Origin of the sequence: Ferrithrix thermotolerans DSM 19514 (assembly GCF_900128965.1) — a bacterium.
Taxonomy (GTDB): domain Bacteria; phylum Actinomycetota; class Acidimicrobiia; order Acidimicrobiales; family Acidimicrobiaceae; genus Ferrithrix; species Ferrithrix thermotolerans.
The window spans coordinates 71,298-77,704 of sequence record NZ_FQUL01000007.1 but is presented as its reverse complement, the minus strand read 5'-3'; the positions used below and the strand labels follow the sequence as shown (position 1 = coordinate 77,704).

General features: G+C 49.8%; 7 protein-coding genes. All 7 read right to left on the bottom strand.

The genetic code is table 11. The features are described from left to right. A partial coding sequence (locus BUA24_RS11860; RefSeq protein ID WP_143146377.1) for an IS30 family transposase occupies positions 1-623 on the bottom strand: 623 nt, incomplete at its 3' end. A gap of 123 nt (positions 624-746) precedes the next feature. Then, entirely contained in the window at positions 747-2,777 is a 2,031-nt protein-coding gene (locus tag BUA24_RS04025; RefSeq protein ID WP_072788956.1) for a glycosyltransferase family 2 protein, read from the bottom strand. A 9-nt stretch (positions 2,778-2,786) separates the two neighbouring features. Beyond that, the gene (locus BUA24_RS04020) at positions 2,787-3,281 is read right to left on the bottom strand and encodes a hypothetical protein (protein WP_072788954.1); all 495 of its coding nucleotides are present in this window, start codon (positions 3,279-3,281) and stop codon (positions 2,787-2,789) included. 24 nt (positions 3,282-3,305) lie between these two features. Continuing rightward, on the bottom strand, positions 3,306-3,779 hold the full coding sequence (locus BUA24_RS04015; protein WP_072788952.1) for a chemotaxis protein CheX: 474 nt from the start codon (positions 3,777-3,779) through the stop codon (positions 3,306-3,308). Beyond that, positions 3,779-4,144 carry a response regulator gene (locus tag BUA24_RS04010; protein ID WP_072788950.1) on the bottom strand — a complete coding sequence of 122 codons (366 nt, stop codon included), beginning with the start codon at positions 4,142-4,144 and terminating at the stop codon, positions 3,779-3,781. The genes BUA24_RS04015 and BUA24_RS04010 overlap by 1 nt, the downstream gene beginning before the upstream one ends. Positions 4,145-4,225: 81 nt before the next feature. After that, positions 4,226-5,047 (bottom strand): CheR family methyltransferase, encoded by an 822-nt coding sequence (locus BUA24_RS04005; RefSeq protein ID WP_072788948.1) that lies wholly within the window; start codon positions 5,045-5,047, stop codon positions 4,226-4,228. A gap of 19 nt (positions 5,048-5,066) precedes the next feature. Beyond that, positions 5,067-6,341, bottom strand: a complete 1,275-nt coding sequence (locus BUA24_RS04000; RefSeq protein ID WP_072788946.1) for a protein-glutamate methylesterase/protein-glutamine glutaminase — start codon at positions 6,339-6,341, stop codon at positions 5,067-5,069. Positions 6,342-6,407: the final 66 nt, after the last annotated feature.

Here is a 6,407-nt window from a genome sequence, read left to right as displayed (position 1 = left end):
GCCAAGATGACAAAACGGGTACTACGGTCGACCAAGGTGCCAATGGCGCTGCCATTGTAAGCGCCTTTGATGAGGTCTCCCTCCCAGTGCCCAGGAATCTCTCGAGCCTGTGCCTCTGCTGGCCGCTCGTAGATGGACCGCATGTTCCGAAGGCCGCCACGCCGATCCTTTCCCCGGCTGCGAGGACGGCGCTTCGAGTGCCTCTGACGCAAGGATCCCACCAGTAGCTTCTTGAGCTCCCCTGTCGGGTGCGCATAGATGTACTGGTAGATGGTCTCGTGGGAAACTCGCTGGCTGGAGTCTTCTGGGTGTTCCATCCGCAACCTCCCGGCAATCTGCTCTGGTGACCAGGCGTGATGGATAATCTGCTGTTCTACAAGCTCTGCCATGGGGCTGCCTACGAGCAACTTACGCGACCCACGGCGACGGTGTGAACGCGCCCAGGCGCGGCCTTCCACTGCGTCGTAGTCGAGTCTGGAACCACCCCGGCGACATTTGCGACTGAGCGTAGAGACGCTCCGACCAGTGGCTCTGGCTATTGCCCTCAGGCTCATGCCCTGGTTCAGACTCCTCTGCAACTGGTTCTTCTCCGATGTACTCAAATGGCTGTACTGCTTTCCCATCTATCACCTCCGGTCCACTTTGACCTTCGGTGTTCCACTTCATTCTTGAGAGGGCCGATCAATAATCTTTATCTGATAACCGAGCATCCCAGTCTGTATAACAACGCACCGATCCTAGGTTGATCAGGAGGTGAATGAACCTACAGGAGACCTGGCTTCACCTGGTATCTCAAAACCAGCTGCTCGAATCCTGTCTGTCCAAACACGCGCCCTTTCTTGATCTAGTCCTTTTAAAATAAGACCTGCCGTCGCAAGTACGTAAACCCTCAAGGTTGGCTTGACAAAAAATTCCTCAAGAACCCTATCTGCAACCGATCTCTTGAGCTGAAGCACCTGCGCAAACACTAGATCCAATTTAGTTTCTGGAACTACATCCGCTAACTTAGACAAAGTTCCTGTGCTGCTTCTCTCAACCCATTCAACCAAGCGTCCCAAGTGAAAGTCAAAGGATCCTGACGCTAACAGATTGAATGCTACCTCCACCGCCCGGTCATAGTCTTCGAGACCCACATAACACTCAATCTGTTTTGACAACAGCTGTTCCGGTACTATTTCCCAACCATCATCGTCTAAATATCCACCACCAACCTGCCGCAGTGCATCAAGCGCATCTTCCCAACGTGCCTCTGCCATGCTGAGCATAGCTTGCATATAACTTTGAAACTCTAGACCGATCGAAGAGTCCATAGCCATAGCCAACATCTCCTGTGCCTGTTTAGGTTCGCCAAGACCCAAGCGCGCCTCAAATGACACCCTTATTGCTAAATTTCTGAAGGACTCTAGAGCATTTGAGTAAACAACCTCGTCCGCTACTAGTCTTGCTCTTTCCAGATCGCCGCTCAGAAAATAGCTCCTGGCTTCGTGCACCTTCTTCTCTTCTACGAACCGGAAGTTCTTCGAGGAGGATGCAACTGAAAGGTTCCTTTCCGCCTTATTTTTCTCGGTCATAACCGACTCTAGATACCCGAAATGGTGAATTGTCGCAAAATTACACTGCTTTGAATATGCCGATCGATCTAAAATCCTCGACCATACAGTTTCATGAATTGCACCACTAAATGTGCATTCTGACCGTCTAAACAAGCGTGTTGCCCAGTGGTAGATCGGCGTATCCATTCCCGAGCCGACCTCATTTTTGATCCTAGTTGTATACCCCTCTAGTTCATCGTCTCCAAACGCAAGTTCACGCCGCAACTCCACTGGATCGCATTCCAATATCTCATCTGCGTCAATCCATACGATCCACTTTCCGCTGCAACGAGATAAGGCTTGATTTCGAGCCCAGGCAAAGTCTGCTCGCCAGGTTCCTTCGATCACAGTAGCTCCGAGTGATCTAGCTAATTCAACTGTCCTATCGCTACTACCGGTGTCATAAACAACTATTTCCTCCGTAACGGATAGAAGTGACTCTATGGCCTTCTCAATGAACTTCTCTTCATCCTTCACTATCATGCAAGCACTCAAAAGAGGTAAATGTCGCAGCGTTCCTTGAGATTGCTCTCTTTCTACCTCAACCTGACGGGCAAAAAGCGAGTACACAATCGACTCGTGAACTACGAACTTATTACACTTATTTTCAATAGCTAGATAGAGCTCTAACGTACTCGAGAACTGTGACACGTTTGGTAGAAGAGACAAAAGAAAGTCCGCACGCATGTGTAACACGGCAGAGCAAACATAACGTTCTGAGGAAATTAGACCTTTTCGTGACTCAGAAAAGCTCTTAGCAAACCTACTCAGGTCTCCCCTACTTCTCAGTTGAGCACCTTCACTCATCAAAACTCTTTGCACTCCATGTATCGAAGGCGATCTCGGAACGACGAGAGAGTTGAATGGCACCGCTTTGAGCCCTTGGGATAAACCATCAAGCCAACGGCGCGTAACTATAACTGTATCCTCTACTACGGCAACTTCCGACGGATTGAAATGTTTCAAGGCGTCATAGAGCAAACTACGAAAATCACCCTTGACAACAGACACCTTCTGGGCACCAAAGCGATGTTCAGACCATATAGGTTCCGCCTCTGTCTGGATGTCCGGCCAAAGGATAACTACTCTGTCAGTCAATGAAACCGAACTTTTCATCGACTCAAGACAGGAGGCAGCGTATTGGAAGTCAGTTAGGATTACAGCAATTAGACGCTCGGTCTTCATCTTTGACCTCTAGACAAGAACGACTCCAATCCCCTTACCCCCGTAACCGCCTGAAACCGTGACGGTCACATCCATTCTGTCTTTTTCCTGAGACACAAACGACAACAGATCTTCCGGTTCCTCACTTGCAAGGGAAAAATCTCTAAAGCGGACATGTTCCGCACGCTGTCTCTTGTCGTTGAACAAACCTGCCATGATGTTGAGAATCTCTTTGAAGTTGTCCGCAATCGTGGCGGTAATCTCGAACTCTTCGTTCGCATCTTCAACACCCCCGACAGGGATCATAGACAAGGCACCTCCACACGCATTTACGCTCTCCAACTCAGCGTAGATAACCGCCCTCAGCGCACCCTCTGCATCCCTATATCCCCCAATCGCTCCTGTGCAGGGAACCTTATTACCTGGTTTCACCCTCTTTACATCGACTCTGCGCCCAAGCAGCGCCGTGAGCAGGTCCTCGACGTCATCTGGACGCGGAAGTATCAGTCTCTGTGTCTCAAGCATCGTTCCACTTACCTCCTATTAGTGCTACTTTCTCTGTCGCAACGCAACTAGATGGAACCTTTCGGTCGCAAGATCAGCAACCGCAATCCAGCTTTCCTGTTCGGAGGTGGCCTGTACCGAGCCGGTAAAGAAGGTGGGCAATCCAAGCTTCAATGAGGGGTCGCGACCGACCATCCTCTTCTTCACTCCACCAGCTGTCATGTTGCACAGTTCATTTACCGCGTCAACCACCTCTTCGTCTGTTACGTCTTCCTCATCCCCAATAAAGAGAAATCTTCGTGCTAGGCGGGAAAAGTCTTGCCACGTGCCTTGTATACCAAAGGTTAAAGAACCGCTGTCTCCTATTAGGGGGATGTAAGATCCGGGAGTGTTCTTTGGTCCGCTCGGTTCTACTGCGTAGTATTTGACGTTATTCACAAATAGTGATGCCTCGGCCACTTCATGGAAGGCATCCACGAAGACATCACACCAAAGAGATAGCTCATCGACACTTTTCATCAGGAGACACCAGCCGCCCGTAAAGTCTCTCTAAATATATCCACAGTAAAGGGCTTTCCGATTAGAAACATCGCTCCGGCAGTTCGTGCTTTTTGCAGCATGTCCGGGGTATTTTCAGAGGTAACAAATCCGAAAGGAACCTCGTGGCCTCGTGACCTAAGCTGTATGAGAAACTCATAGCCGTCCATCTCGGGCATGTTCCAGTCTGAGAGAATTAGGTCCAGATCATGACTCTCTACCATTTCAAGTCCTTCAAGACCGTTACCAGCCTCGTAGAACACGGCATCATCAAATCCTGCCTGACGAAGATGGCGCATAACTATCATACGCATAGCCTTAGAATCATCCGTGATAAGAATCTCCATGGGACTCCTTAGTTGTTGAAAGTGCCTACTATAAATTCGGCACAACACTTCTGTACCTTAACCTTTGATTGGCGGTTGTCACTAAGAGGGAAGTACGTACAGTGGACAGAAAGTTCTCATCTTGCGCACCAAGGAGGTGCGCAGACCTAAAGTGGACTCGCTTCCTCCGAGGAACAGTGACCCACCCGGTTCCAACACCTTTTCGACCTTCCTTAGTATTGCTTCTTTGGTAGGGGGATCGAAGTAGATCAAAACATTCCTTAGGAACACAACGTCGAACTTTGGTAAAGCCGGCCAAGGAGACGCAAGATTTAGGGCAAACACCTCCAGACACCGCTTCAGGTGTTCTTTTACGTAAAACGACTCCCCCTTGCGGCTAAAGTGCTTTATCAACATTGATGAGGGAAGTCCTCGGCTCACCTCTAGCTGATTAAACACTCCGGCTTTAGTTCGATCGACCATCGCTGAAGAGACGTCTGAGGCGTAGAGTTGCACGTTCCAACTCTTGAGCTCAGGGAACTTATCCTCAAGGATCATCGCCACCGAATAGATCTCCTGACCCGACGAGCATGCTGCACTCCAGATCTTCAAAGTAGAACAAGATCCTTTACGAGCTATGAGCTCAGGAATAAGCTCTTTCTCTAACTCCAAGAAGGGTTTCGAGTCTCTAAAGAAGTAAGTCTCATTCGTGGTCACCGCATCGAGCACTGAGCTTGACAACCTACCAAGGGGGCTCTTTCGTAATAAGTCCACGATCTCTGAGACGTCTGCAAGCCCATATTCACGACATAAAGGAGCGAGTCGACTCTCAAGAAGATAGATCTTGTCGGACCCAAGTGATATGGCTGTCTTTTCAAGGACGAACTTCCTCAAAAAATCGAAGTCCTTCTGAGCAATGCTCACGACGCACTCCGCCCTAACTTCACTTTCGGTCCAAGCTTGTATCTAATACGTGTGTTTTGAACTTGGTCCTTTGGTAGATCTCTCCAGCAATAGCCTGCAGAGGCAACGAAGCTGAAGCAAGTCCCGCCTTTGCTACCGCTCCTGGCATTCCCCATATGACGGAGGTAGCTTCATCTTGAACGATCACGGACCCACCTTGCCGCACGATAGCTTCAGATCCGTCACATCCATCTGCGCCCATTCCAGTAAGGACTACACCCAAGAGATGACTATGCCACACCTGCGCAGCGGATCGAAATAGAACGTTGGCCGAGGGTTTACAGGACTGCTCAGGTGGGCCGTCTCCGAGGTGACAGACGATCTCTCGCACTCCTCTTTGTACAACCTCTAGGTGTCTTCCTCCTGGAGCGATGTAAATGGTACCCGCAGTTACAGCGACTCCTTCTTCGGCTATCGCCACATTGAGCGCCGATCTTCCATTTAGACGTTCTGCCAGCATCTCCGCAAACAGAGCCGGCATATGTTGCACGATCAAAACAGGAACGGCGAGGTCCGAGGGTAGTTTAGGCACTATCTCAGTCAAAGCTGCAGGACCACCGGTCGAGGAGGCAATCACCACGGCTTCGACCCTCTTTGCAGCGCTCATAGTCTTACCTAACCCAGAGTCAAGACCGTTAGCGCCCTTAGTTGATTGTTTTGGCACCCTTGCTGTATTATTCAAGTTCCCACCTAGTTGCCGAGACTGCCCTGCGGCGTCATGCCCAAAGCTGTGACTATTTCCAACCTTCCCTTTATCGTCGCACTGCCGTTCATCCGACTGTATAGGATTGGGAGGTCGAAAGCGTTCCAGAGGTGCTTTCGCCTCGTGTCTCAGTCTTTGGCTGCCTAGGACTTTAATCTTTGTAATGAGATCGTCTCTTATTGCGTCGACTGAACTACCTTGTTCCCCGCTTGAGCTTGGCTTTGTCACATAATCGGCAGCTCCGAGCGCCAAAGCCTCGATCGTAGCTGCCGCACCTCTCTTTGTGGTGGCAGAAAACATTATTACGGTCTTCTTTGCGTCATATCGGTGAATTCGTCGAAGCACTTCGATCCCAGAGATTCCCGGCATCTCGACATCTAAGATCACGACATCGGGATCAAGTACCTTTAAGGCCGTAAAAGCCTCGTATCCATCTTTCGCTTCACCAACCACCCTGATGTTCGGTTCATTAGCAAGCCAACGCACTAGCGTTGATCGAGCAACCTTTGAGTCATCCACTATAAGGACTCTGTAAATCGAGTCTTTATTCAACACTCCTCCAACAAAGACGCTGAAGCTTCACCATCTATAACTTGCAGCTTCAAGAAGTCCCCAAGT